Consider the following 22,251-nt stretch of genomic DNA (forward strand, 5'->3'; position numbering starts at 1 on the left):
CCTCGCTTTCCCCCGGTCCGCCTACCCGGTCTCGTACTGCCGTTCTTCCCGCTGGGTAACGCACTGAACACGAGTGGTCATGACCGACATCGGTGCCGTGCGGGGCGGGCCGGCCGCCCGGGGCCCCGGGTCCCACGGGGGAGCACGCGGTTCACGTCCCGTGACCGTCAGACGGGTGGGCGTGTATCAGCCAGTGATACGGAAGGCCGGTACGCGGATTCCGTCTGAGAGAATTGAGCCGTGATCTCTCGTATCGACCTCCGCGGCGACGCCCTCCCCGAGGGCGCCGCGCTGCGCGACCTGCTGCCCCGTGCCGAGTTCGACGTGGAAGCCGCCCTGGAGAAGGTGCGGCCCATCTGCGAGGACGTGCGGCATCGCGGGACGGCGGCGCTGATCGAGTACGCGGAGAAGTTCGACGGCGTGCTCCTGGACCGGGTGCGGGTGCCAGAGAAGGCCCTCGTGGAGGCGCTCGAACAGCTCGACCCCGAGGTCAGGGCCGCCCTGGAGGAGTCCGCCCGCCGGGCCAGGACCGTCCATCGCGCCCAGCGCCGCGAGGCGCACACCACCCGGGTCGTGCCCGGTGGCACGGTGACCGAGAAGTGGGTTCCGGTCGGGCGGGTCGGGCTGTACGCGCCGGGCGGCCGTTCGGTCTACCCCTCGTCCGTGATCATGAACGCGGTGCCCGCGCAGGAGGCCGGCGTCGAGTCCGTCGCGCTCGCCTCCCCGCCGCAGAAGGAGTTCGGCGGACTGCCGCACCCGACGATCCTCGCCGCCTGCGCGCTGCTCGGCGTCGACGAGGTGTACGCCGTGGGCGGCGCCCAGGCCGTGGCGATGTTCGCGTACGGCACCTCGGGACCGGACGGGTGTGCGCCCGCGAACATGGTGACCGGCCCCGGCAACGTCTGGGTCGCCGCCGCCAAGCGCTACTTCACGGGCCGTATCGGCATCGACACCGAAGCCGGTCCCACCGAGATCGCGGTCCTGGCCGACGCCACCGCCGACCCGGCCCACGTCGCGGCCGACCTGATCAGCCAGGCCGAGCACGACCCGCTGGCCGCCGCCGTGCTGGTCACCGACTCGCCCGGGCTCGCGGACGCGGTCGAGCGCGAGCTGGAGTCCCAGATCGCCGCGACCAAGCACGTCGAGGACCGGATCGTCCCGGCCCTGTCCGGGAAGCAGTCCGCGATCGTCCTCGTCGACGGCGTCGAGGAGGGCCTGCGCGTCGTCGACGCGTACGGCGCCGAGCACCTGGAGATCCAGACCACCGACGCTGCCGCCGTGGCCGACCGGGTGCGCAACGCGGGTGCGATCTTCGTCGGCCCCTGGGCGCCGGTCTCCCTCGGCGACTACTGCGCCGGGTCCAACCACGTGCTGCCGACCGGCGGCTGCGCCTGCCACTCCTCCGGTCTGTCCGTCCAGTCCTTCCTGCGTGGCGTCCACATCGTCGACTACACGCGCGAGGCGCTCGCCGACGTCGCCCACCACGTGGTGACCCTCGCCGAGGCGGAGGACCTCCCGGCGCACGGCGCCGCCGTGAAGGCAAGGTTCGACTGGAAGGTGCCCTCGAGCAAGTGAGCACGACCGACATCGGCATCGACGACCTGCCCATCCGCGAGGAGCTGCGTGGCAAGTCGCCGTACGGCGCGCCACAGCTCGACGTGCCCGTGCAGCTGAACACCAACGAGAACCCGTACCCGCTGCCCGAAGCGCTCGTCGAGCGGATCGCCGAGCGGGTGCGCGAGGCCGCGCGTGGCCTCAACCGCTACCCGGACCGGGACGCGGTAGAACTGCGCACCGAACTGGCCGGGTACCTCACCCGCACCGGGAAGCACCCGGTCGCCCTCGAGAACGTCTGGGCGGCCAACGGCTCCAACGAGATCATCCAGCAGCTGCTGCAGACCTTCGGCGGGCCGGGGCGCACCGCCATCGGCTTCGAGCCGTCGTACTCGATGCACGCGCTGATCGCGCGCGGCACCGGCACCGGCTGGATCTCCGGCCCGCGCAACGACGACTTCACCATCGACGAACGGGCGGCCGCGGCTGCGATCGCCGAGCACCGGCCCGACGTCGTCTTCATCACCTCGCCCAACAACCCCACCGGCACCGCCGTCGCACCGGAGACGGTCCTCGCGCTGTACGAGGCCGCCCAGCAGGCCAGGGCGGACGGCGCGGGGGCGCTCGTCGTCATCGACGAGGCATACGTCGAGTTCAGCCACCGGCCCTCGCTGCTCCCGCTGATCGAGGGCCGGCCGAACCTCGTCGTCTCGCGCACCATGTCCAAGGCATTCGGCGCCGCGGGACTGCGTCTCGGCTATCTCGCCGCGCACCGCGCCGTGGTCGACGCCCTGCAGCTGGTACGCCTCCCGTACCACCTCTCGGCCGTCACCCAGGCCACCGCCCTGGCCGCCCTGGAGCACACCGATACGCTGCTGAAGTACGTCGAGAGGCTCAAGGACGAGCGGGACCGGCTGGTGGACGGGCTGCGCGCCATCGGCTTCGAGGTGACCGACTCCGACGCCAACTTCGTGCAGTTCGGGCGGTTCGACGGCGAGGGCGGCGCCCACGCGGCCTGGCAGAGGATCCTCGACCGGGGGGTCCTGGTCCGTGACAACGGCGTACCGGGCCGGCTGCGGGTGACCGCCGGTACCCCCGAAGAGAACGACGCGTTCCTCGATGCGGTGCGCGCACTGAAGAGTTCCGTGGGGGACGCCCCCACACCCCCGAAGGAGCAGAAGCGATGAGCCGGGTAGGACGCGTCGAGCGCACCACCAAGGAGACCTCTGTCGTCGTCGAGATCGATCTCGACGGCACCGGGAAGGTCGATGTGGCGACCGGGGTCGGTTTCTACGACCACATGCTCGACCAGCTGGGCCGCCACGGTCTGTTCGACCTGACCGTCAAGACCGACGGCGACCTGCACATCGACAGCCACCACACCATCGAGGACACCGCCCTCGCGCTGGGTGCCGCCTTCAAGCAGGCCCTCGGCGACAAGGTCGGCATCTACCGCTTCGGTAACTGCACCGTGCCGCTGGACGAGTCGCTCGCCCAGGTGACCGTCGACCTCTCCGGCCGCCCGTACCTCGTGCACACCGAGCCGGAGAACATGGCACCGATGATCGGCGCGTACGACACCACGATGACCCGGCACATACTGGAGTCCTTCGTGGCCCAGGCGCAGATCGCGCTCCACGTCCACGTGCCGTACGGACGCAACGCCCACCACATCGTGGAGTGCCAGTTCAAGGCGCTGGCGCGGGCGCTGCGCTACGCCTCGGAGCGCGACCCGCGCGCAGCCGGAATCCTGCCGTCCACGAAGGGTGCCCTCTAGTCGTGAACGGGCTTTCCACGGTTCTGATCGTCGTCGGGTTCTTCCTGATCGGCGGCATCATCTCCTTCGCCAAGCAGCAGATGCCCAAGGGCCTGATCGCGCTGCTGTCCGTCGGCGCCGCCATGTGCCTCGCCGCCGGCGTCCTGCGACTGGACGTGTGGTCATGAGCGGGCGGAGGAACGTCGTCGTCTTCGACTACGGCTTCGGCAACGTACGGTCCGCCGAGCGGGCTCTCGCACGCGTCGGCGCGGACGTCGAGATCACCCGCGACTTCGACCGGGCGATGAACGCCGACGGGCTGCTCGTGCCGGGCGTCGGCGCCTTCTCCGCGTGCATGACGGGGCTGCGGGAGGCCCGCGGCCACTGGGTCGTCGACCGCAGGCTCTCCGGAGGCCGCCCCGTCATGGGCATCTGCGTGGGCATGCAGATCCTCTTCGAGCGCGGCATCGAGCACGGCGTCGAGACCGAGGGCCTCGACGAGTGGCCCGGGGTCGTCGGCCCGCTGAATGCCCCGGTCGTGCCGCACATGGGCTGGAACACCGTCAAGGCCCCCGAGGACTCGGAGATGTTCGCCGGCCTCGACGCCGACGCCCGCTTCTACTTCGTGCACTCCTACGCCGTGCGCGACTGGGACTTCGAGGCGACCAGCGCGGCCATGGCCGTCCCGAAGGTCACCTGGGCGACCCACGGCGAGCCCTTCGTCGCGGCCGTCGAGAACGGCGCCCTGTGGGCCACCCAGTTCCACCCCGAGAAGTCCGGCGACGCCGGCGCCCAGCTGCTCACCAACTGGATCGAGACCCTCTGATCATGGCTCAGAAGCTTGAACTCCTCCCCGCCGTCGACGTCCGCGACGGCCAGGCCGTCCGCCTCGTCCACGGCGAGTCCGGCACGGAGACCTCCTACGGATCCCCGCTGGAGGCCGCCCTCACCTGGCAGCGGGCGGGCGCCGAGTGGCTGCATCTGGTCGATCTGGACGCCGCCTTCGGCACCGGTGACAACCGGGAGCTGATCGCCGAGGTGGCCGGTGCCATGGACCTCAAGGTCGAGCTGTCCGGCGGCATCCGCGACGACGCCTCGCTCGCCGCCGCCCTCGCCACCGGCTGCACCCGGGTCAACCTCGGCACCGCCGCACTGGAAACCCCCGAGTGGGTCGCCAAGGTCATCGCCGAGTACGGCGACAGGATCGCGGTCGGCCTGGACGTACGGGGCACGACCCTGCGCGGCCGCGGCTGGACCCGTGACGGCGGGGACCTCTACGAGACCCTGGCCCGGCTCGACTCCGAGGGCTGCGCCCGCTACGTCGTGACCGACATCGCCAAGGACGGCACGCTCCAGGGCCCCAACCTGGAACTGCTGCGCAACGTCTGCGCCGCAACCGACAAGCCGGTCGTCGCCTCCGGCGGCGTCTCCTCCCTCGACGACCTGCGCGCGCTCGCCGGGCTCGTCCCGATCGGCGTCGAGGGCGCGATCGTCGGCAAGGCGCTGTACGCCGAGGCGTTCACGCTGGAAGAGGCCCTGGAGGCGGTGTCCCGGTGAGCGACGACATCCGACGCGTCGGTTCCGCCGGCCCCTGGGAGGACGCCTTCGGGTACTCCCGCGCGGTCGAGCTGCCGAACGGCCTGGTGCTGGTGTCCGGCTGCACCTCGGTCGTCGACGGCGTGGTCGTCGACGGCGGTCCGTACGACCAGGCCGTCAACGCCTTCAACGCGGCGCTGGCCGCGCTGAAGGAGCTGGGTCTGGACAGTGAGCACGTCGTACGCACCCGGATGTACCTCACGCACGCCCGGGACGTCGACGAGGTGGGCCGGGCCCACAAGGAACTGTTCGGCGGTGTGCGCCCGGCCGCGTCGATGCTCATCGTCTCCGGGTTCGTCGACCCGCGGCTGGTCGTCGAGGTCGAGGTCGAGGCGTACCGCGGGGAGAGCGCATGACCCTCGCCGTCCGAGTCATCCCCTGCCTCGACGTGGACAACGGCCGCGTCGTCAAGGGCGTCAACTTCCAGAACCTGCGCGACGCGGGCGACCCCGTCGAGATGGCCAAGCTGTACGACGCGGAGGGCGCCGACGAGCTCACCTTCCTCGACATCACGGCCTCCTCCGGCGACCGGGAGACCACGTACGACGTGGTGCGACGCACCGCCGAGCAGGTGTTCATCCCGCTCACGGTCGGCGGCGGGGTCCGCTCCGCGGACGATGTCGACAAGCTGCTGCGGGCCGGCGCCGACAAGGTCGGCGTCAACACCGCGGCGATCGCCCGGCCCGAGCTGATCCGTGAGATCGCCGAGCGCTTCGGGCGCCAGGTGCTGGTGCTGTCCGTCGACGCCCGCCGCACCCCGGAGGGCACCGTCACCCCGTCCGGCTACGAGGTCACCACCCACGGCGGACGGCGCGGCACCGGCATCGACGCCGTCGAGTGGGCCCACCGCGCGGCCGAGTTGGGCGCGGGGGAGATCCTGCTCAACTCGATGGACGCGGACGGCACCAAGGACGGCTACGACACCCGGATGATCGAGGCCGTCCGCAAGCACGTCACGGTCCCGGTGATCGCCTCCGGCGGCGCGGGCAGGGTCGGCGACTTCGCCCCCGCCATCGCGGCCGGGGCGGACGCGGTGCTGGCGGCGTCCGTCTTCCACTTCGGTGATCTGCGGATCTCCCAGGTCAAGCAGGCGCTGCGCGAGGCGGGGCACCACGTCCGCTGACCCATTCCCGTTCCACCCTTGGCCCGGCCCGTCCCTGACGGCTCGAGGGCCCGACAGCCTGGCGGCTGCCTCGGCCAGGGTGGGAGTCAGCCCATCCCCAGCTGCGTCCTGCCGACCCGGTCGACCGCCTCCTTGTCGCCCTCGACCTCCACGTGCGCCGCGTCCTGCCGGCCGAAGGCGTACATGGTCAGCTCGCCGGGCTCACCGGTCACCGTCACCACCGGGGCACCGCGGTGCGCCACCGCCGTCTGCCCGTTCGGACGCCGCAGCACCAGCCCCACCGGCGCCTTGCGGCCCAGCAGCCGGGCCGACTTCTCCAGCCGGGACCACAGCGCGTCCGCGAACACCGGATCCAGCTCCCGCGGCGTCCAGTCGGCCTGCGCCCGCCGCACGTCCTCGGCGTGCACATAGAACTCGACCGTGTTCGACGCCTCGTCCACCGGCTTGATCGCGAACGGCGACATCCTCGGCGGGCCGGTGCGGATCAGCCGGATCAGCTCCTCGAACGGCCTCGCCGCGTACTCGGCCTGCACCCGGTCCAGCCTGCTCCTCAGGGGACCCAGCACGATCCCCGCGGCCTCCGGCCGCCGCTCGCGCACCACGACGTGGGCCGCGAGGTCCCGGGTGTTCCACCCCTCGCACAGCGTCGGGGCGTCCGGGCCCGCCGCCTCCAGCAGATCGGCGAGCAGAAGTCGTTCACGCTTCGCATGGGTCGACATGGCCGCCAGCCTACGACCGGCACGCCACGTCCGCCCAGTGGACGCACGCCCGTCACGCCCCCGCGGGCGCGGCACAATGGCGGCATGACCAGCACCCCCAGCGCACTCGACCCCGCCATCGCCGCCCGCCTCAAGCGCAGCGCCGACGGCCTGGTCCCGGCCATCGCCCAGCAGTACGACACCGGTGAGGTGCTGATGCTCGGCTGGATGGACGACGAGGCACTGCACCGCACCCTCACCACGGGGCGCGCCACCTACTGGTCCCGCAGCCGCCGGGAGTACTGGGTAAAGGGCGACACCTCCGGCCACGTCCAGCACGTGAAGGCCGTCGCCCTCGACTGCGACGCCGACACCGTCCTCGTGAAGGTCGACCAGATCGGGGCCGCCTGTCACACCGGCGACCGCACCTGCTTCGACGCCGGCGTGCTCGCTCTGGGCCAGTAGGGTCGTACGTCATGGATCTCGAGACGTTCCGCAAGCTGGCGGCCGACCGCCGCGTCATCCCCGTGAGCCGGCGCCTCCTCGCGGACGGCGACACCCCGGTCGGCCTCTACCGCAAGCTCGCCGGCGAGCGTCCCGGCACCTTCCTCCTCGAGTCGGCCGAGGGGGGCCGCTCCTGGTCCCGGTACTCCTTCGTCGGCGTACGGTCCGCCGCGACCCTCACCGTCCGCGACGGCCGGGCGCACTGGCTCGGCACCCCGCCCGTGGGCGTCCCCACGGACGGCGACCCGCTGCAGGCCCTCCGGGCGACCGTCGAGACCCTCCACACCCCCCGGCAGGACCTCGACGAGGGCATGCCGCCCTTCACCGGCGGCATGGTCGGCTACCTCGGCTACGACATCGTCCGCCGGCTGGAGCGGATCGGCGAGCACGGCAGGGACGACCTGCGGCTCCCCGAGCTGACCATGCTGCTCACCTCCGACCTCGCCGTGCTCGACCACTGGGACGGCTCCGTGCTGCTGATCGCCAACGCGATCAACCACAACGACCTCGACACCGGCGTCGACGAGGCGTATGCGGACGCCGTCGCCCGGCTCGACGCCATGGAGGCCGACCTGGCCCGGCCCGTCGAGAGCCGGCCGCGCGCGCTCCCCGCCTCCGAACTGCCCCCGTACACCGGGCCCATGTGGAGCGGCGAGGACTTCCGGGCCGCCGTAGAGGACGTCAAGGAGCGCATCCGTGCGGGCGAGGCCTTCCAGGTCGTGCCGTCGCAGCGGTTCGAGACCCCCTGCGAGGCGAGCGCCCTCGACGTCTACCGGGTGCTCCGGGCGACCAACCCCAGCCCGTACATGTACCTGCTGCGCTTCCCCCACGAGGAGGGCGGGTTCGACGTCGTCGGCTCCAGCCCGGAGGCGCTGGTCAAGGTCGAGGACGGGCGCGCCATGGTGCACCCCATCGCCGGCACCCGCCCGCGTGGCGCGACCCCGCAGGAGGACCAGGCGCTCGCCGACGAGCTGCTCGCCGACCCCAAGGAGCGGGCCGAGCACCTCATGCTCGTCGACCTCGGCCGCAACGACCTGGGCCGGGTCTGCGAGCCGGGCTCCGTCGAGGTCGTCGACTTCATGTCGATCGAGAAGTACTCGCACGTCATGCACATCGTCTCGACGGTGACGGGCCGGGTCGCCGAGGGCCGCACCGCCTTCGACGTGCTCACCGCCTGCTTCCCCGCGGGCACCCTCTCCGGTGCCCCCAAGCCCCGTGCGATGCAGATCATCGAGGAACTGGAGCCGTCGCGGCGCGGTCTGTACGGCGGCGCCGTCGGCTACCTCGACTTCGCCGGCGACTCCGACACGGCGATCGCCATCCGTACCGCGCTGCTCCGCGACGGCACCGCCCATGTGCAGGCCGGGGCGGGCATCGTCGCGGACTCGGACCCGGTCGCCGAGGACAACGAGTGCCGCAACAAGGCGGCCGCGGTGCTGCGGGCCGTGCACACCGCGAACCGGCTGAACGGCGGCGGGACGCGTAAGGGATAGTGAGGGCGTGACTGCTGTACCCGTACCCCATTCCAGCGGAGAGACCGAGCGGACGGCCGGGGCCGCCGCGAGCGGCCGGCGCAGCCTCGCGGCGACCCTCTTCCTCGGCGCCGTCGGCGCCGCCGTGGTGCTGCTCGCCTCCGGGCAGACCTGGGCCGAGGGCACGGCCGCCGTCGGAGCCGGCAGCGTGCCGCTCGAGGCCGACGGCCGTGACGTCACCGGGCTGCCCGCGGCGCTCGCCGTCGTCGGCCTCGCCGCACTCGTCGCGGTCTTCGCGGTCCGCCGGGCGGGCCGTGTGATCGTGTCCGCCCTGCTCGCGCTGAGCGGGGCCGGGGCCGCGGCCGCCGCCCTCCTCGGCGCCTCCGACGGGGCGGCGCTCGACGAGAAGGCCCGGCAGACCACCGGCGACACGGCCGCGGCCGTCGACGGCCTCGCCCACACGGCCTGGCCGTACGTCACCGCCGTCGCCGGGCTGCTGATCCTGGCCGCCGGGCTGCTCGCCCTGCGGTACGGCTCCTCGTGGCCCGCCATGTCGGGGCGCTACGAGCGCGAGGGCGGCGCCCCGCGCGGGGCCGGCCCGGCCGCCGACCCGGACCGGCCCGAGGAGCTGTGGAAGGCCCTCGACCGGGGTGAGGACCCCACCGGCGACCGGTGAGACGTTCCCTCCGCGATCAGTGACGACCCCCACGTCCCGGCAGCCCCACGGGTACGGGACAATGGGGCGCAGGGCATCCGACCCACCCCCAGCGCAACACCAACGAGGAGCACTTCATGGCGGGCAGCAGCCACGGACACACCCCGGCCGCCTGGACCGGTGTCACCATCTCCTTCATCGGCTTCAGCATCGCGGGAGTCTTCATGGTGGCCGCAAACCCGCTCGGGTTCTGGGCCGGCATGGGCGTCGTCGTCCTCGGCGGGGTCGTCGGCGTCGCGATGAAGGCCGCCGGCCTCGGGCAGAAGGAGGCGGCCGTGCCCGTCCCCGCCCGCACCCCGGCCGCGCAGCCGGTGGCGGCCGAGGCGACCGCCTCCTGACCGCGGAGATCCCCGCCAGAGGCGCGGCCCGGCGAGCCCGGGCTGCGCCTCTGCGCACGACCGGGGACAATCACGGGGTGGATGCCACACCTGCCGCCACCCCCGTTCCGGGACCGTCCGCCGAAGCGGGACCGTCCCACGCCGCCGCGCCGGGACCCGAACCCGCACCCGGGCCCTGGTACCTCCAGGGTCCGCCGCCGGTGCCCCCCGCGCCGCCGCCCCTGCACCGCCGCCTCGCGGCGCCGCTGGCCACGATGGGCGTCGTCGTCGGGGCCTTCGCCTACGTGGGCGCCGTCGACCCGAACGAGCCGGGCCACTACCCGGTCTGCCCGCTGCTGCAGTTCACCGGGATCTACTGCCCTGGCTGCGGCGGGCTGCGCAGTGCCCACGCCTTCGTCCACGGCGACCTGGACACGGCCTTCGGCGCCAACGCCCTCGCCGTCGCCGGATACCTGGTCTTCGCCGTGCTCTGGGCCGTGTGGCTCGTCCGCGCGGCCAGGGCGAAACCGGTACGAATCGCTCTGGGGCCCGTCTGGTGGTGGGGTCTCGGCGCGCTCCTGGCCGTTTTCACGGTTGTCCGGAACCTGCCGTTCGGCTCGGGGCTCATCCCCTGATCCGGGGAAGAAATCCCAGGTAGTGGGACGGGCTGTCAACCGGATGCGGAGCCATCGCCTTCATCCGGATACCATCGGGATTGCCGACAGTGATCCATCATCAACATCCCGGAAGGGGGCCGCTCGCGTGAGTGTGCTCGACGAGATCATCGAAGGCGTGCGCGCCGACCTCGCAGAGCGGCAGGCGCGGGTCAGCCTCGACGAGCTCAAGGAGCGTGCCGCCAAGGCGCCCCAGGCCAAGGACGGCGTCGCCGCGCTGCGCGGCGACGGCGTGAAGGTCATCTGCGAGGTGAAGCGCTCCAGCCCCTCCAAGGGCGCGCTCGCCGCGATCGCCGACCCCGCCGGCCTGGCCGCCGACTACGAGGCGGGCGGCGCGGCCGTCATCTCCGTCCTGACCGAGCAGCGGCGCTTCGGCGGCTCGCTCGAGGACCTGGAAGCCGTGCGGGCCCGGGTGGACATCCCCGTGCTCCGCAAGGACTTCATCGTCACGTCCTACCAGCTGTGGGAGGCCCGTGCGTACGGCGCCGACCTGGCCCTGCTGATCGTCGCCGCCCTCGACCAGGAGGCCCTCGTCTCCCTGATCGAGCGCGCCGAGTCGATCGGACTCACGCCGCTCGTCGAGGTCCACGACGAGGACGAGGTCGAGCGGGCCGTGGACGCCGGAGCCAAGATCATCGGTGTCAACGCGCGTGACCTCAGGACCCTCAAGGTCGACCGCTCCACCTTCGAGCGGGTCGTCCCCGAGGTCCCCGCGGGGATCGTCAAGGTCGCCGAGTCCGGCATCCGAGGCCCGCACGACCTGATCGCGTACGCCAACGCCGGCGCCGACGCGGTGCTGGTCGGGGAGTCGCTGGTCACCGGTCGGGACCCGAAGGCCGCCGTGGCCGACCTGGTCGCCGCCGGCGCCCACCCGGCCCTGCGGCAGGGGAGGGACTGACCCACCCCGTGACCGCCGTCGTCCGCCGCGCGCACACCGCCACCGGGCCGGGCCTTCCCCGGCCGGGCCGGGCGGCCGGGGGCGCCTGCGTGCCGCACGCCCCGCTGGCGCGCGGCTGCCGTCCCCGCGGCTGCCGCGCCCCGGCCCGGCGGGTGCACGGACGACGGGTCAGGTACGTCATCGGGGACGAGCCCGGCCAGGTCAACGGCATGCGATGGCGCCGCTGAGCGACACGCTCAGCACCGCACGTCATCACTCATTTCTCTTCGGCTCACACGCATACGAGGAGTTCTGGCATGCCCAGTCAATACTTCGTTCCCGACCCCGAGGGCCAGGTGCCGAACGCCGCCGGCTACTTCGGCGACTTCGGCGGCAAGTTCATTCCCGAGGCGCTCGTCGCCGCGGTCGACGAGGTGGCCGTCGAGTACGACAAGGCCAAGTCCGACCCGGCCTTCGCCGCCGAACTCGACGACCTGCTCGTCCACTACACGGGCCGGCCCAGCGCCCTGACCGAGGTGCCCCGCTTCGCCGAGCACGCGGGCGGCGCGCGGGTCTTCCTCAAGCGCGAGGACCTCAACCACACCGGCTCGCACAAGATCAACAACGTGCTGGGGCAGGCGCTGCTGACCCGGCGCATGGGCAAGACCCGTGTCATCGCCGAGACCGGCGCGGGCCAGCACGGTGTGGCCACCGCCACCGCGTGCGCTCTCTTCGGCCTCGACTGCACGATCTACATGGGCGAGATCGACACCGAGCGCCAGGCGCTGAACGTCGCCCGCATGCGCATGCTCGGCGCCGAGGTCGTGCCGGTGAAGTCCGGCAGCCGCACCCTGAAGGACGCCATCAACGAGGCGTTCCGCGACTGGGTCGCCAACGTCGACCACACGCACTACCTGTTCGGCACGGTCGCGGGCCCGCACCCGTTCCCGGCGATGGTCCGCGACTTCCACCGGGTGATCGGCGTCGAGGCCCGGCGCCAGATCCTGGAGCGCGCCGGCCGCCTCCCGGACGCCGCCGTGGCCTGTGTCGGCGGCGGCTCCAACGCCATCGGCCTCTTCCACGCCTTCATCCCGGACGAGGGCGTGCGCCTGGTGGGCTGCGAGCCCGCGGGCCACGGAGTCGAGACCGGCGAGCACGCGGCCACCCTGACCGCGGGCGAGCCCGGCATCCTGCACGGCTCCCGCAGCTACGTCCTCCAGGACGACGAGGGCCAGATCACCGAGCCCTACTCGATCTCGGCCGGTCTGGACTACCCGGGCATCGGCCCTGAGCACTCGTACCTCAAGGACACCGGACGCGGCGAGTACCGGGCCGTGACCGACGACGCCGCCATGCGGGCGCTGCGGCTGCTCTCCCGCACGGAGGGCATCATCCCGGCCATCGAGTCCGCCCACGCGCTGGCCGGCGCCCTCGAACTCGGCAGGGAACTCGGCGCGGACGGACTGATCCTGGTCAACCTGTCCGGCCGGGGCGACAAGGACATGGACACCGCCGCCCGCTACTTCGGGCTGTACGACGCGGACGGCGGCGCCGGCACGGACGCCGTCGTCGAGGCGGACGCCGCCGGCGAGGTCGCGGAGATCGAGGGGGACGCCAAGTGACCGGGAACATCCGACTGCTGAGCGACACGCTCGCGCGGGCGAAGTCCGAGGACCGGGCCGCCCTCATCGCCTATCTTCCGGCCGGTTTCCCCACGGTGGACGGCGGCATCGAGGCGATCAAGGCCGTTTTCGACGGCGGCGCCGACGTCGTGGAGGTGGGCCTGCCGCACAGCGACCCGGTGCTCGACGGACCGGTCATCCAGACCGCCGACGACATCGCCCTGCGCGGCGGCGTCCGGATCGCCGACGTGATGCGCACGGTCCGCGAGGCCCACACGGCCACCGGCAAGCCGGTGCTCGTGATGACGTACTGGAACCCGATCGACCGGTACGGCGTCGAGCGCTTCACCGCCGAGCTCGCCGAGGCGGGCGGCGCGGGCTGCATCCTGCCGGACCTGCCCGTCCAGGAATCCGAGCTGTGGCGCGAGCACGCCGACAAGCACGGGCTCGCCACGGTGTTCGTCGTCGCGCCCAGCAGCAGGGACGAACGGCTCGCCGAGATCACGGCCGCGGGCTCGGGCTTCGTCTACGCCGCCTCGCTGATGGGGGTCACCGGCACCCGGGAGTCCGTCGGCGCCCAGGCCCAGGACCTGGTGGGACGCACCCGCGCCGGCACCGAGATGCCCGTGTGCGTCGGGCTGGGCGTCTCCAACGCCGAGCAGGCCGCCGAGGTCGCGGGCTTCGCCGACGGGGTGATCGTCGGTTCGGCCTTCGTCAAGCGGCTGCTCGACGCCGAGGACCACGAGGCCGGGTTCTCCGCGGTGCGGGCGCTTGCGGCCGAGCTGGCAGAGGGCGTCCGCAAGCGCTGACGGCGGGCCCGTCCGGTCACGGACGAGTGATCTGATCGGACCGGCTCACCCGTCCGGGTGGACATGGGACCGGGGAGGCGCATGGGCGCCTCCCCGGTTCGTTGCTGTGGGCGTGAGCGAGAACAACCAAGACGGAAGGCGGGCCGCGCGCGAGCGGCTCATGCGCGATCGCGAGCTGCAGAAGGCCCGCGAGAAGCGACGGCGCCTGTTGATCGTGTCCGCCGCCGTGGTCGGCGTCCTGGGCCTGGCCGCGGTCGTCGGCGTGATCGCGGCGGGCGGCGGGGGCAAGGACGAGGGCTCGGCCGCGGACGGCCCGGTGGTCGCCCCGAGCGGCGCCCAGGGCGAGGACGCGCTCGCCCTCCCGGCGGGCGCCGACGACGCGCCGTCCACGCTCACGGTCTGGGAGGACTTCCGCTGCCCGGCCTGCGCCCAGTTCGAGAACGTGATGAGGGACACCATCCACGACCTGACCGCCTCGGGGCAGCTCAGGGTCGAGTACCACCTCGCGACGATCATCGACGGGGGCATGGGCGGCGACGGATCGCACCGCTCGGCGAACGCCGCCGCGTGCGCGCAGGACGCCGGGAAGTTCGTGGAATACCACGACGTGCTGTACCAGAACCAGCCGCCGGAGACCGATGACGCCTTCGCGGACAACAAGCGGCTGATCGAGCTGGCGGGCAAGGTGCCGGGGCTCGTCACCCCCGCGTTCACGGAGTGTGTGGAGTCCGGCAGGCACGACGGCTGGGTGGACAAGTCCGGTCAGGCGTTCCAGGAGAAGAACTTCCGGGGCACCCCGACGGTGCTGCTCAACGGCGAGTCCGTGTTCCCGCAGAAGGGCAACGAGCAGATCAGCCCCGAGAACCTGCGCAAGTGGGTCACCGAGGCCAACAAGGGCAAGAAGCCGGGCTCCGCGCAGCCGAGCCCCGCGGCCTCCTGACGGGCCGGCGCTCCCGGTGGGCGTTCCGCGGCACGGCCGGGGGACGCCCACCCGCGTGGTCCGCCGGGTCGCGTGTCCGCGCGTCAGCGTGCTCGTGCGCCCGCCGGGCCGGGTGTCCGCGCCTCCGGGTGTCCACGTGCTCGTGCGCCTGCTGCCCGTGCGCCCACGTGTCGGTGCGGCCGCGTGTCCTCGTGGGCGTACCGCGCCGAGGAGGGCGGAGGCCGCGCCGCGCCACGGGGCTCGTTATGCAGACGTTGCGCGGTCGCTTGCCGTGCCCGGGGCCCGGCAAGGTAGCGTCGGACCTGCCATGGACCTTGCCTACATTCCCAGCCCGTCCACGGGTGTCGTCCACCTCGGACCGCTTCCGCTGCGCGGCTACGCCTTCTGCATCATCATCGGTGTCTTCGTGGCCGTCTGGTACGGCAACAAGCGCTGGATCGCCCGCGGCGGCAAAGCCGGCACGGTGGCCGACATCGCCGTGTGGGCCGTCCCCTTCGGCCTCGTCGGCGGCCGTCTGTACCACGTGATCACCGACTACCAGCTGTACTTCGGCGAGGGTGAGAACTGGGTCGACGCGTTCAAGATCTGGGAGGGCGGCCTCGGTATCTGGGGCGCCATCGCGTTCGGCGCGGTCGGCGCGTGGATCGGCTGCCGCCGCCGGGGCATCCCGCTGCCCGCGTACGCCGACGCCATCGCACCGGGCATCGCGTTCGCCCAGGCGATCGGCCGCTGGGGCAACTGGTTCAACCAGGAGCTGTACGGGAAGCCGACCGATCTTCCGTGGGCGCTCGAGATCAGTGAGGGCGCGAACCGGGAGGCCGGCCTCTACCACCCCACGTTCCTCTACGAGTCGCTGTGGTGCGTCGGCGTGGCGCTGCTGGTGATCTGGGCGGACCGCCGCTTCAGGCTCGGCCACGGGCGCGCCTTCGCGCTGTACGTCGCCGCGTACTGCGCCGGCCGGGCGTGGATCGAGTACATGCGCGTCGACGAGGCGCACCACATCCTCGGCCTCCGGCTGAACGTCTGGACCGCGCTCCTGGTCTTCGTCCTGGCCGTGGTCTACATCGTGCTCTCCGCCCGGTTCCGCCCGGGCCGCGAGGAGATCGTCGAGCCCGCGGCGGTGCAGCAGGACAAGGCGGGCTCCGGCTCTGGATCCTCCGGCTCTGGATCCTCCGGCTCTGGATCCTCCGGCTCCGGGGCCCTGCCGCCGGCCGAGGGCGCTGAGGACGCCGAGGGCGACCCCGCGGACTCGGGGTCCGCGAACAGAAGCTGACCGGGAGCCTAGGCTCCGCACAAGGCGTTCCCCAGGGCCGCCCGGCCGTCACGGCCGGGCGGCCCTGATCCGTCTGCGGGGCCATCGCCCGGCCGCCTGCGACGAGCGTGCGCCGCCCGGGCCCTTCGGGCCGGGCCGCCGGCGTACGGGACACGGGACGCATCCGCCGCAGCGCGTGGTCGTCGGCGGCGCGGGATGCACCCGCCGCCGTGCGTGTCGACGGCGGAACCTGCGCCCGTCCGCGTGCCTCGTCCGCTTTCTCCGCGCTGCCCGAGCACGGTCGGTGGGTTCGCTGCCGTCAGCGGCCGGGCAACAGGCGTCGACTGCCCGACTGCCCGACTGCCCTGCCGCAGTCCGCGTCACGCGCCGTCGCGGCCGGCGAGGGAGAGGGTGCGGTGGGCGGCGGCGACGACCGCCGCGTCCACGAAGCGGCCGTCGGGGAGGGCGAGGGCGCCCGCGTCCGTCGTCGCCGCCTTGACGATCTCCTCGGCCGCCTCGACCTCCTCGGGGCCGGGCAGATAGGCGCGCTCGATCACCGGGAGCTGCCGGGGGTGGATGGCGGCCCGGCCGAGGAAGCCCAGGGAACGGCCGTGGGCGCAGGAGGCCGCCAGCCCGTCCAGGTCGCGGATGTCGGGGAACACCGACTGCGTCGGCGGCGGCAGCCCCGCCGCGCGGGCGGCGACGACGACGCGGCTGCGCGGCCAGTCCAGTCCGGTGTCGTTCCGCACGCCCAGGTCCGCCCGGAGATCCGCCTCGCCGAGCGCGATGCCGCGCACCGCGGGGTCGGCGGTCGCGATGGCGTAGGCGTGCTCCACGCCGCCGGCCGACTCCAGCAGCGCGTAGAGCGCTTTCCCCGGGGCCAGCTTCGCCGGGACCCGGATGTCGGAGGCGTGTGTCACCTTGGGGATGCGCAGCGCCGCCAGGCCCGGCAGAGGGGCCAGCGGGGCGATGTCGCGTTCCGCGTGGATGCGGACGTGGACCGGCACGGGCTGGGGGGAGGAGAGCAGTTCGACGGTGGACGCGAGCGCGTAGGCCTTGCGGTGCGGCGCGACCGCGTCCTCAAGGTCGACGATCACGATGTCGGCGCCCGCGGAGAGCGCCTTCTGCACCACCTCGGGGCGGTCTCCGGGGACGTACAACCAGGTCAGCGGGGTCATAGCACGCCTTCGCTGCGCAGGGCGGCGATCCGGCCGGGGGTGAGCCCGAGTTCGCCCAGGACGGTGTCGGTGTCCGCGCCGTGCGGCCGGCCGGCCCAGCGGATTCCACCAGGGGTCTCGGAGAGGCGGAAGAGGATGTTCTGCATACGGATCGGGCCGAGTTCCGGATCGGGGACCTCGGTGACGCTGTCCAGCGCCCGGTACTGGGGGTCGTCCATGACGTCCCGTACGTCGTAGACGGGGGCGACCGCGGCCTCGGCCTTGTCGAAGGCGGCGATGACCTCGTCCCGGGTGTGGCGGGCGATCCAGGTGCCCACGGCCTCGTCGAGCACGTCGGCGTGCTCGGCCCGCCCGCTGCCCGAGGAGAACCACGGCTCGGAGATCAGCTCCGGACGGCCGACGAGCCGCATCACGCGCTCGGCCACGGACTGCGCGGAGGTGGAGACGGCGAGCCAGGAGCCGTCGGCCGCCCGGTAGGTGTTGCGCGGGGCGTTGTTGCGGGAGCGGTTGCCGGTGCGCGGCTGGACGTAGCCGAGCTGGTCGTACCAGATGGGCTGCGGCCCGAGCACGGTGAGGATGGGTTCGATGATGGCCATGTCGACGACCTGGCCGCGGCCGGTGGAGGCGCGCGCGGTGAGTGCGGTCATGACGGCGTAGGAGGTGGCGAGGGCCGCGATGGAGTCGGCGAGACCGAAGGGCGGCAGCGTGGGCGGGCCGTCCGGCTCGCCGGTGATCGCGGCGAACCCGCTCATGGCCTCGGCGAGGGTGCCGAAACCGGGCCGGTGGCAGTACGGGCCGAACTGGCCGAAGCCCGTGACCCTGGCCAGCACCACCCGGGGACTGGCGGCGCTGAGTTCCTCCCAGCCGAGCCGCCACCGTTCCAGCGTGCCGGGGCGGAAGTTCTCGATGACGACGTCCGCGGTGGAGGCGAGCCTCAGGAAGGTCTCCCGCCCGCCGTGAGTGGACAGGTCGAGCGTGATGGTCCGCTTGTTGCGGCCGAGCAGTTTCCACCACAGCCCGACGCCGTCCTTGCCGGGGCCGTGACCCCGTGACGGGTCGGGTTTGCGAGGGTGCTCGACCTTGATCACATCGGCGCCGAAGTCGCCGAGCATCGTCGCGGCGAGCGGCCCGGCGAAGAGGGTGGCGAGATCGAGGACGCGCAGCCCGGCGAGCGGCCCGTCCGTGGCGGGCGCCCCGGCCGGGGCGGACTGGCGGGCGGCGAAACCGTCGGCGTCGGGGTCGTGCATGGGGGCTCCTTGCGAGTCTCCTGTGTGTGCGGGTGTGCGGGTGTGCGGGTGCGCGTGAGTGCGGCGACGGGGGCGTCGGGAACGGCCGGTCGGGGCGTGTGCGGGTGCGGTGCGTGGGGGCGGACGGGCTGCGTGGGGCCGGGCCGGAGTGCGGGCTCGGTGGCGTGCGGCGGGCCGCGACCGTCTGAGCAGGCGTGGGTCCGGGCGGCTGTCGGGGACGGGGCCCGCAGCGCCGTCCAGGGCGGACGGCCCGTCGCGGGACCGGGCCGCGCGTCCGCGGCGGACACTCCGCGGGCGGACCACCCCGGCTCAGCCGTCCGTGGCGCCCTCCAGCCGGCCGGCGTCGATCTCGGGGCGGTACGGCATGGACGTCGAGGCGCCGGGGCGCTGGACGGACAGCGCGGCCGCGGTGGACGCCCAGGCCATCGCCTCGGCCGTCGGCCGGCCCTCGACCAAGGCCACGGTGAGGGCGCCGACGAAGGTGTCCCCCGCGGCCGTCGTGTCGACGGCACGCACCCGGGGTGCCGGGACCGTGACGATCCCGGTGTCACGGGCGGCGTGGATGCTGCCTGCCGAGCCGAGGGTGATCACCACCTCCGGCACCTCCCGGAGCAGCGCCTCCGCCGCCGCCGGGGGGTCGGCGATTCCGGTGAGCAGTGCGGCCTCGTGCTCGTTGGGCACCAGCAGGTCGGTGACCGCGAGCAGCTCGGGCGGAAGGGAGCGGGCCGGGGCGGGGGTGAGGACGGTCCGTACCCCGTGCCGGTGGGCGGCCTCGGCGCCGGCGATCACTCCGGCGAGGGGCAGTTCGAGCTGGAGCAGCAGCGCGTCCGCGGCGCCGATGAGGGTCTCGTCGCCGGGTGTGAGGTGGTCCACGGTCGCGTTGGCACCCGGGATGACGACGATCGCGTTGCCGCCCTCGTCGTCCACCACGATGTGCGCGGTTCCGGACGGCCCTTCTGCGGTGCGGAGCAGATCGGTGTCGACCGCGGAGTGTTCGAGCGTCTCCCGCAGTACGGCGCCGTAGTCGTCCGTGCCGACGGCGCCGATCATCGCCACGTCGCCGCCGGCCCGGGCGGCGGCGACGGCCTGGTTGGCGCCCTTGCCACCGGGAACGGTACGGAACTCCCGGCCCGTCACGGTCTCCCCGCGCAGCGGAGCCCTCGGGACGTGGACGACGAGGTCCATGTTGGTGCTGCCGAGTACGACGATGCCGGTCATGGGCGCGGGTCCTCCCGGAGAGTGATGCGGTCGCACGTGAGGCGGGCGAGCGAGTCGAAGCCGATGCCGTCGAACCCTCCGACGGTGGTGGCGAGACGGTTCTTGAGCGGGGCGGTCCAGCGCTCGGGCAGCCGGTCGGGGCGTCCGGCGAGCAGCCCGGCCAGCGAACCGGCCGTGGCGCCGTTGGAGTCCGTGTCCCAGCCGCCCGACACGGCACGGCAGACGGAACCGGTGAAGTCGCCGTCGGCATGGGTGAGCGCGGCGGCGAGCAGAGCGGCGTTGGGGACGACGTGCACCCAGTGGTAGGTGCCGTGCGCGGCGTGCAGCCGGTCCACGACCGTGTCGAAGTCCCCGTGCGCGGCGGCGGTGGCGATCGCGTGCCGCACGGCCCGCGCGAGTCGCGAACGGGGCGGGACGACACGGAGCCCCTCGCGCAGGCACGCGTGCACGTCGGCGCCGCCGCCGGCCGCGACGGCGAGTGCGGCCGCGACGAACATGGCCCCGTACACGCCGTTCGCGGTGTGGGTGAGCACCGCGTCGCGGTGGGCCTGTTCGGCCGCGGCGGCCGGGTCGCCCGGGTGGGTCCAGCCGTGGACGTCGGCGCGGATCGCCGCGCCGATCCACTCCCGGAAGGGGTTGTGCCGGGTCGCGGTCTCCGGCGGTTCCACGCCGTGCAGGAGATTGCGGTACGCGACCCGCTCGGCGGTGAAGGTACGGCCTGCGGGGAGTTCGTCCAGCCAGAGCCGGGCCACGTCGGCGGTGCCGAAGTCCTGTCCGTACTGCTGGAGGAGGAGCAGGTTCAGCAGCGGGTAGTCGAGGTCGTCGTCCTCGGGCACGCCGTCGATGTTCTCGGCGAGCGAGGTGGGGGCGGAGCGGCGGTTCCAGGGGTGGGCGGCCAGCAGTCCGGGGGGCACGCCCTCGGCGGTGAACCAGGTCGACAGCGGCCAGTTGCCGGCGGCGCGGGCGAGTGCGCGGATGGCGTGCAGGGGGAGCTTCTCCACGGGCTTGCCGAGCAGACAGCCGGCCGCCCGGCCGAGCCAGGCGGCGTGCAGCCGCTGCTCCAGCGGCTCGCGCGGACCGCCGCCCGGCGGGCCTTCCGGCAGGTCGTCCGTCCCGTGCCGTGGCGGCTGGTCCGGCCTGACGGAGGACGTGTGCGCGGGCAGGTCGTCCGTCCCGACCCGCGCCCCCACCGGCGAACGGGACGCGGGCCAGTCGGGACACGCGGCCCGGATGGCCGGCAGGCTCGTCGGCTCGCGGTCGGCGAACGGAGCGGGGAGCGCTTCCAGTTCGTCCAGCAGCCGGGTCGCCAGCGTCCGCAGCCCGGGGTCGGCGGGCCGGGGCGAGGCACCCGCGGCCGGGGGCGCGGGGGTGCCGCCCGCGGTACGCCAGCGGAGTGCGGCCGCAGAGGCGTCGCGGCCGTCCTCTGCGGCCTGTCGGAGTTCGTGGCCTACCAGGTCCTCGGGCTGGACCCAGGTGAGCCGGAGGTTCACCGGGCGTCCGTCAGCCGGGCGAAGGCGGCCTCGTGCGCCCGGCGCCGCCGGGTGTCGCGGGCGAAGACCTCCTGGGCGACCTCCGTGAGCGTGCGGGCCGGGGCGTGCAGATCCAGACGGCTGGCCTCGGAGACGGTCTTGACCCATTCGGCCGGGACCGGCTCCTCGCCGTACAGCGCGCCCGCGATCGCGCCGGACATCGTGGCGATCGAGTCGCAGTCCCGGCCGTAGTTCACCGAGCCCAGCACGGTCCTGCGGTAGTCGCCGTCGCCGATGAGCAGCATGCCCAGCGCGATGGGGAGTTCCTCGACGGAGTGCAGCCGGGAGGGGCGGCGGGCGGCGAGGGAGGGGGAGCGGTAGTCGGGCCCGACCGTGTCGAAGGGGGCGACCGCCTCGCGCAGGGGACGGAGCGCGGGCTCGAAGTCGCCGTACCGGCAGGCGACTTCGGCCACCGCCTCGATCGCGGAGCGGGTGCCGTCCTTGGCGAGGGACAGAGCGGTCTCGATGACGGTCTCCGGGCCGGCGCCGGGTGTGCAGGCCGCGGCGACGGCGGCTGCGAGGACGCCGGCGGCCTCGCGCCCGTAGGAGGACTGGTGGGCGCCCGCCACGTCCAGGGCCTCCGCGTAGGCGGCGGCCGGGTCGGCGGCGTTGACCAGGCCGACGGGGGCCATGTACATGGCCGCACCGCAGTTGACGATGTTTCCGGCCCCGGCCTCGCGCGGGTCGACATGGCCGTAGTGCAGCCGCGCCGCGAGCCACTTCTCGGCGAGGAACACCCGCTGCAGGGGGAGGGCCTCGGCCTCCAGCTCGGGAATCCAGCGGGGGGTGGAGACGAGGTCCGGTACCAGGTGGTCGGCGACGGCGTACGCGTCGAGGTGGTCCCGGACGGTGGCGTAGACGCGGACCAGGGCATGCGTCATCAGGGTGTCGTCGGTGACGTGCCCGTCGCCCTTGTGGTACGGCGCGATGGGGCGGGCGGTGCGCCAGTCGTCGCCGTGCCAGGGGCCCACGATGCCCTGGACGCGGCCGCCGTGGCGCTCCACGATCTGCTCCGGCGTGTAGCCCTCGACCGGCCCGCCGAGCGCGTCGCCCACCGCCGCGCCGACGAGAGAGCCCGTGATGCGGTCGTCGAGCGCGGCGACCGGGTGCGCTGAGAGTGTCATGTCGGAATTGTCCACCCGGGGTGGGTGCGGGTCGGGCAGGCCGCGT

At 73.4% G+C, this 22,251-nt stretch carries 25 protein-coding genes; 19 read left to right on the forward strand and 6 right to left on the reverse strand.

What is annotated here, in order from left to right; all coding sequences use genetic code 11:
• Positions 1-240: 240 nt before the first annotated feature.
• Genes hisD through hisF form a run of 8 tightly spaced genes read left to right on the forward strand, consistent with a single transcriptional unit; the run spans position 241 to position 6,029 of the window.
• Entirely contained in the window at positions 241-1,575 is a 1,335-nt protein-coding gene (gene hisD / locus FEF34_RS29495; protein WP_138055868.1) for a histidinol dehydrogenase, read from the forward strand.
• On the forward strand, positions 1,572-2,741 hold the full coding sequence (locus FEF34_RS29500) for a histidinol-phosphate transaminase (RefSeq protein WP_138055869.1): 1,170 nt from the start codon (positions 1,572-1,574) through the stop codon (positions 2,739-2,741). The genes hisD and FEF34_RS29500 overlap by 4 nt, the downstream gene beginning before the upstream one ends.
• The gene (gene hisB / locus FEF34_RS29505) at positions 2,738-3,331 is read left to right on the forward strand and encodes an imidazoleglycerol-phosphate dehydratase HisB (RefSeq protein ID WP_138055870.1); all 594 of its coding nucleotides are present in this window, start codon (positions 2,738-2,740) and stop codon (positions 3,329-3,331) included. The genes FEF34_RS29500 and hisB overlap by 4 nt, the downstream gene beginning before the upstream one ends.
• Before the next feature lie 2 nt (positions 3,332-3,333).
• Positions 3,334-3,498 carry a hypothetical protein gene (locus FEF34_RS41550; protein ID WP_171053141.1) on the forward strand — a complete coding sequence of 55 codons (165 nt, stop codon included), beginning with the start codon at positions 3,334-3,336 and terminating at the stop codon, positions 3,496-3,498.
• Positions 3,495-4,136: an imidazole glycerol phosphate synthase subunit HisH gene (gene hisH / locus FEF34_RS29510; protein WP_138055871.1), complete on the forward strand. Its 642-nt coding sequence runs from the start codon at positions 3,495-3,497 to the stop codon at positions 4,134-4,136. The genes FEF34_RS41550 and hisH overlap by 4 nt, the downstream gene beginning before the upstream one ends.
• Before the next feature lie 2 nt (positions 4,137-4,138).
• Positions 4,139-4,867 (forward strand): bifunctional 1-(5-phosphoribosyl)-5-((5-phosphoribosylamino)methylideneamino)imidazole-4-carboxamide isomerase/phosphoribosylanthranilate isomerase PriA, encoded by a 729-nt coding sequence (gene priA / locus FEF34_RS29515; RefSeq protein ID WP_138055872.1) that lies wholly within the window; start codon positions 4,139-4,141, stop codon positions 4,865-4,867.
• Positions 4,864-5,262, forward strand: a complete 399-nt coding sequence (locus tag FEF34_RS29520; protein WP_138055873.1) for a Rid family hydrolase — start codon at positions 4,864-4,866, stop codon at positions 5,260-5,262. The genes priA and FEF34_RS29520 overlap by 4 nt, the downstream gene beginning before the upstream one ends.
• Complete coding sequence (gene hisF / locus FEF34_RS29525; protein ID WP_138055874.1) at positions 5,259-6,029, forward strand: imidazole glycerol phosphate synthase subunit HisF; 771 nt, start codon at positions 5,259-5,261, stop codon at positions 6,027-6,029. Before FEF34_RS29520 ends, hisF begins: the two co-directional genes overlap by 4 nt.
• An 86-nt stretch (positions 6,030-6,115) precedes the next feature.
• On the opposite strand, the gene FEF34_RS29530 is transcribed toward hisF, so the two are convergent.
• On the reverse strand, positions 6,116-6,748 hold the full coding sequence (locus tag FEF34_RS29530; RefSeq protein WP_138055875.1) for a TIGR03085 family metal-binding protein: 633 nt from the start codon (positions 6,746-6,748) through the stop codon (positions 6,116-6,118).
• A gap of 84 nt (positions 6,749-6,832) precedes the next feature.
• On the opposite strand from FEF34_RS29530, the gene hisI reads away from it, so the two are divergent.
• The 11 genes from hisI to lgt all read left to right on the forward strand — a co-directional run bounded on the left by hisI (position 6,833) and on the right by lgt (position 15,930).
• The gene (gene hisI, locus FEF34_RS29535; RefSeq protein ID WP_138055876.1) at positions 6,833-7,192 is read left to right on the forward strand and encodes a phosphoribosyl-AMP cyclohydrolase; all 360 of its coding nucleotides are present in this window, start codon (positions 6,833-6,835) and stop codon (positions 7,190-7,192) included.
• Positions 7,193-7,203: 11 nt separating this feature from the next.
• Positions 7,204-8,724, forward strand: coding sequence for an anthranilate synthase component I (locus FEF34_RS29540; protein ID WP_138055877.1), 1,521 nt, complete (start codon positions 7,204-7,206; stop codon positions 8,722-8,724).
• Positions 8,725-8,731: 7 nt separating this feature from the next.
• Positions 8,732-9,379, forward strand: coding sequence for a TIGR02234 family membrane protein (locus tag FEF34_RS29545; protein WP_138055878.1), 648 nt, complete (start codon positions 8,732-8,734; stop codon positions 9,377-9,379).
• 116 nt (positions 9,380-9,495) lie between these two features.
• On the forward strand, positions 9,496-9,756 hold the full coding sequence (locus FEF34_RS29550; RefSeq protein WP_138055879.1) for an HGxxPAAW family protein: 261 nt from the start codon (positions 9,496-9,498) through the stop codon (positions 9,754-9,756).
• Positions 9,757-9,833: 77 nt separating this feature from the next.
• On the forward strand, positions 9,834-10,370 hold the full coding sequence (locus tag FEF34_RS41555) for a DUF2752 domain-containing protein (RefSeq protein WP_234042609.1): 537 nt from the start codon (positions 9,834-9,836) through the stop codon (positions 10,368-10,370).
• A gap of 127 nt (positions 10,371-10,497) precedes the next feature.
• Positions 10,498-11,307, forward strand: a complete 810-nt coding sequence (gene trpC / locus FEF34_RS29560) for an indole-3-glycerol phosphate synthase TrpC (protein ID WP_138055880.1) — start codon at positions 10,498-10,500, stop codon at positions 11,305-11,307.
• A gap of 8 nt (positions 11,308-11,315) precedes the next feature.
• The gene (gene trpM, locus FEF34_RS29565) at positions 11,316-11,534 is read left to right on the forward strand and encodes a tryptophan biosynthesis modulator TrpM (protein ID WP_138055881.1); all 219 of its coding nucleotides are present in this window, start codon (positions 11,316-11,318) and stop codon (positions 11,532-11,534) included.
• A gap of 69 nt (positions 11,535-11,603) precedes the next feature.
• Positions 11,604-12,908 carry a tryptophan synthase subunit beta gene (gene trpB, locus FEF34_RS29570; RefSeq protein WP_138055882.1) on the forward strand — a complete coding sequence of 435 codons (1,305 nt, stop codon included), beginning with the start codon at positions 11,604-11,606 and terminating at the stop codon, positions 12,906-12,908.
• The gene (gene trpA / locus FEF34_RS29575) at positions 12,905-13,717 is read left to right on the forward strand and encodes a tryptophan synthase subunit alpha (protein WP_138055883.1); all 813 of its coding nucleotides are present in this window, start codon (positions 12,905-12,907) and stop codon (positions 13,715-13,717) included. Before trpB ends, trpA begins: the two co-directional genes overlap by 4 nt.
• A 112-nt stretch (positions 13,718-13,829) precedes the next feature.
• Positions 13,830-14,657 (forward strand): DsbA family protein, encoded by an 828-nt coding sequence (locus FEF34_RS29580; protein WP_171053142.1) that lies wholly within the window; start codon positions 13,830-13,832, stop codon positions 14,655-14,657.
• 307 nt (positions 14,658-14,964) lie between these two features.
• Positions 14,965-15,930 (forward strand): prolipoprotein diacylglyceryl transferase, encoded by a 966-nt coding sequence (gene lgt / locus FEF34_RS29585; protein ID WP_138055885.1) that lies wholly within the window; start codon positions 14,965-14,967, stop codon positions 15,928-15,930.
• Between the two features lie 359 nt (positions 15,931-16,289).
• Here lgt and FEF34_RS29590 read toward each other — a convergent pair whose 3' ends face one another.
• From FEF34_RS29590 to FEF34_RS29610, 5 genes are all read right to left on the reverse strand, one after another.
• Positions 16,290-17,087, reverse strand: coding sequence for an HpcH/HpaI aldolase/citrate lyase family protein (locus tag FEF34_RS29590; protein ID WP_138055886.1), 798 nt, complete (start codon positions 17,085-17,087; stop codon positions 16,290-16,292).
• A complete protein-coding gene (locus FEF34_RS29595) occupies positions 17,084-18,334 on the reverse strand; it encodes a CaiB/BaiF CoA transferase family protein (protein ID WP_234042610.1) in 1,251 nt (416 codons plus the stop codon). The genes FEF34_RS29590 and FEF34_RS29595 overlap by 4 nt, the downstream gene beginning before the upstream one ends.
• 309 nt (positions 18,335-18,643) lie before the next feature.
• Positions 18,644-19,552, reverse strand: a complete 909-nt coding sequence (gene rbsK / locus FEF34_RS29600; RefSeq protein WP_138055887.1) for a ribokinase — start codon at positions 19,550-19,552, stop codon at positions 18,644-18,646.
• Positions 19,549-21,042, reverse strand: coding sequence for an ADP-ribosylglycohydrolase family protein (locus FEF34_RS29605; protein WP_138055888.1), 1,494 nt, complete (start codon positions 21,040-21,042; stop codon positions 19,549-19,551). The genes rbsK and FEF34_RS29605 overlap by 4 nt, the downstream gene beginning before the upstream one ends.
• Positions 21,039-22,205 carry an ADP-ribosylglycohydrolase family protein gene (locus tag FEF34_RS29610; RefSeq protein WP_138055889.1) on the reverse strand — a complete coding sequence of 389 codons (1,167 nt, stop codon included), beginning with the start codon at positions 22,203-22,205 and terminating at the stop codon, positions 21,039-21,041. Before FEF34_RS29610 ends, FEF34_RS29605 begins: the two co-directional genes overlap by 4 nt.
• Positions 22,206-22,251 lie beyond the last annotated feature (46 nt).

The sequence above is a fragment of the Streptomyces marianii genome, from assembly GCF_005795905.1.
GTDB lineage: Bacteria > Actinomycetota > Actinomycetes > Streptomycetales > Streptomycetaceae > Streptomyces > Streptomyces marianii.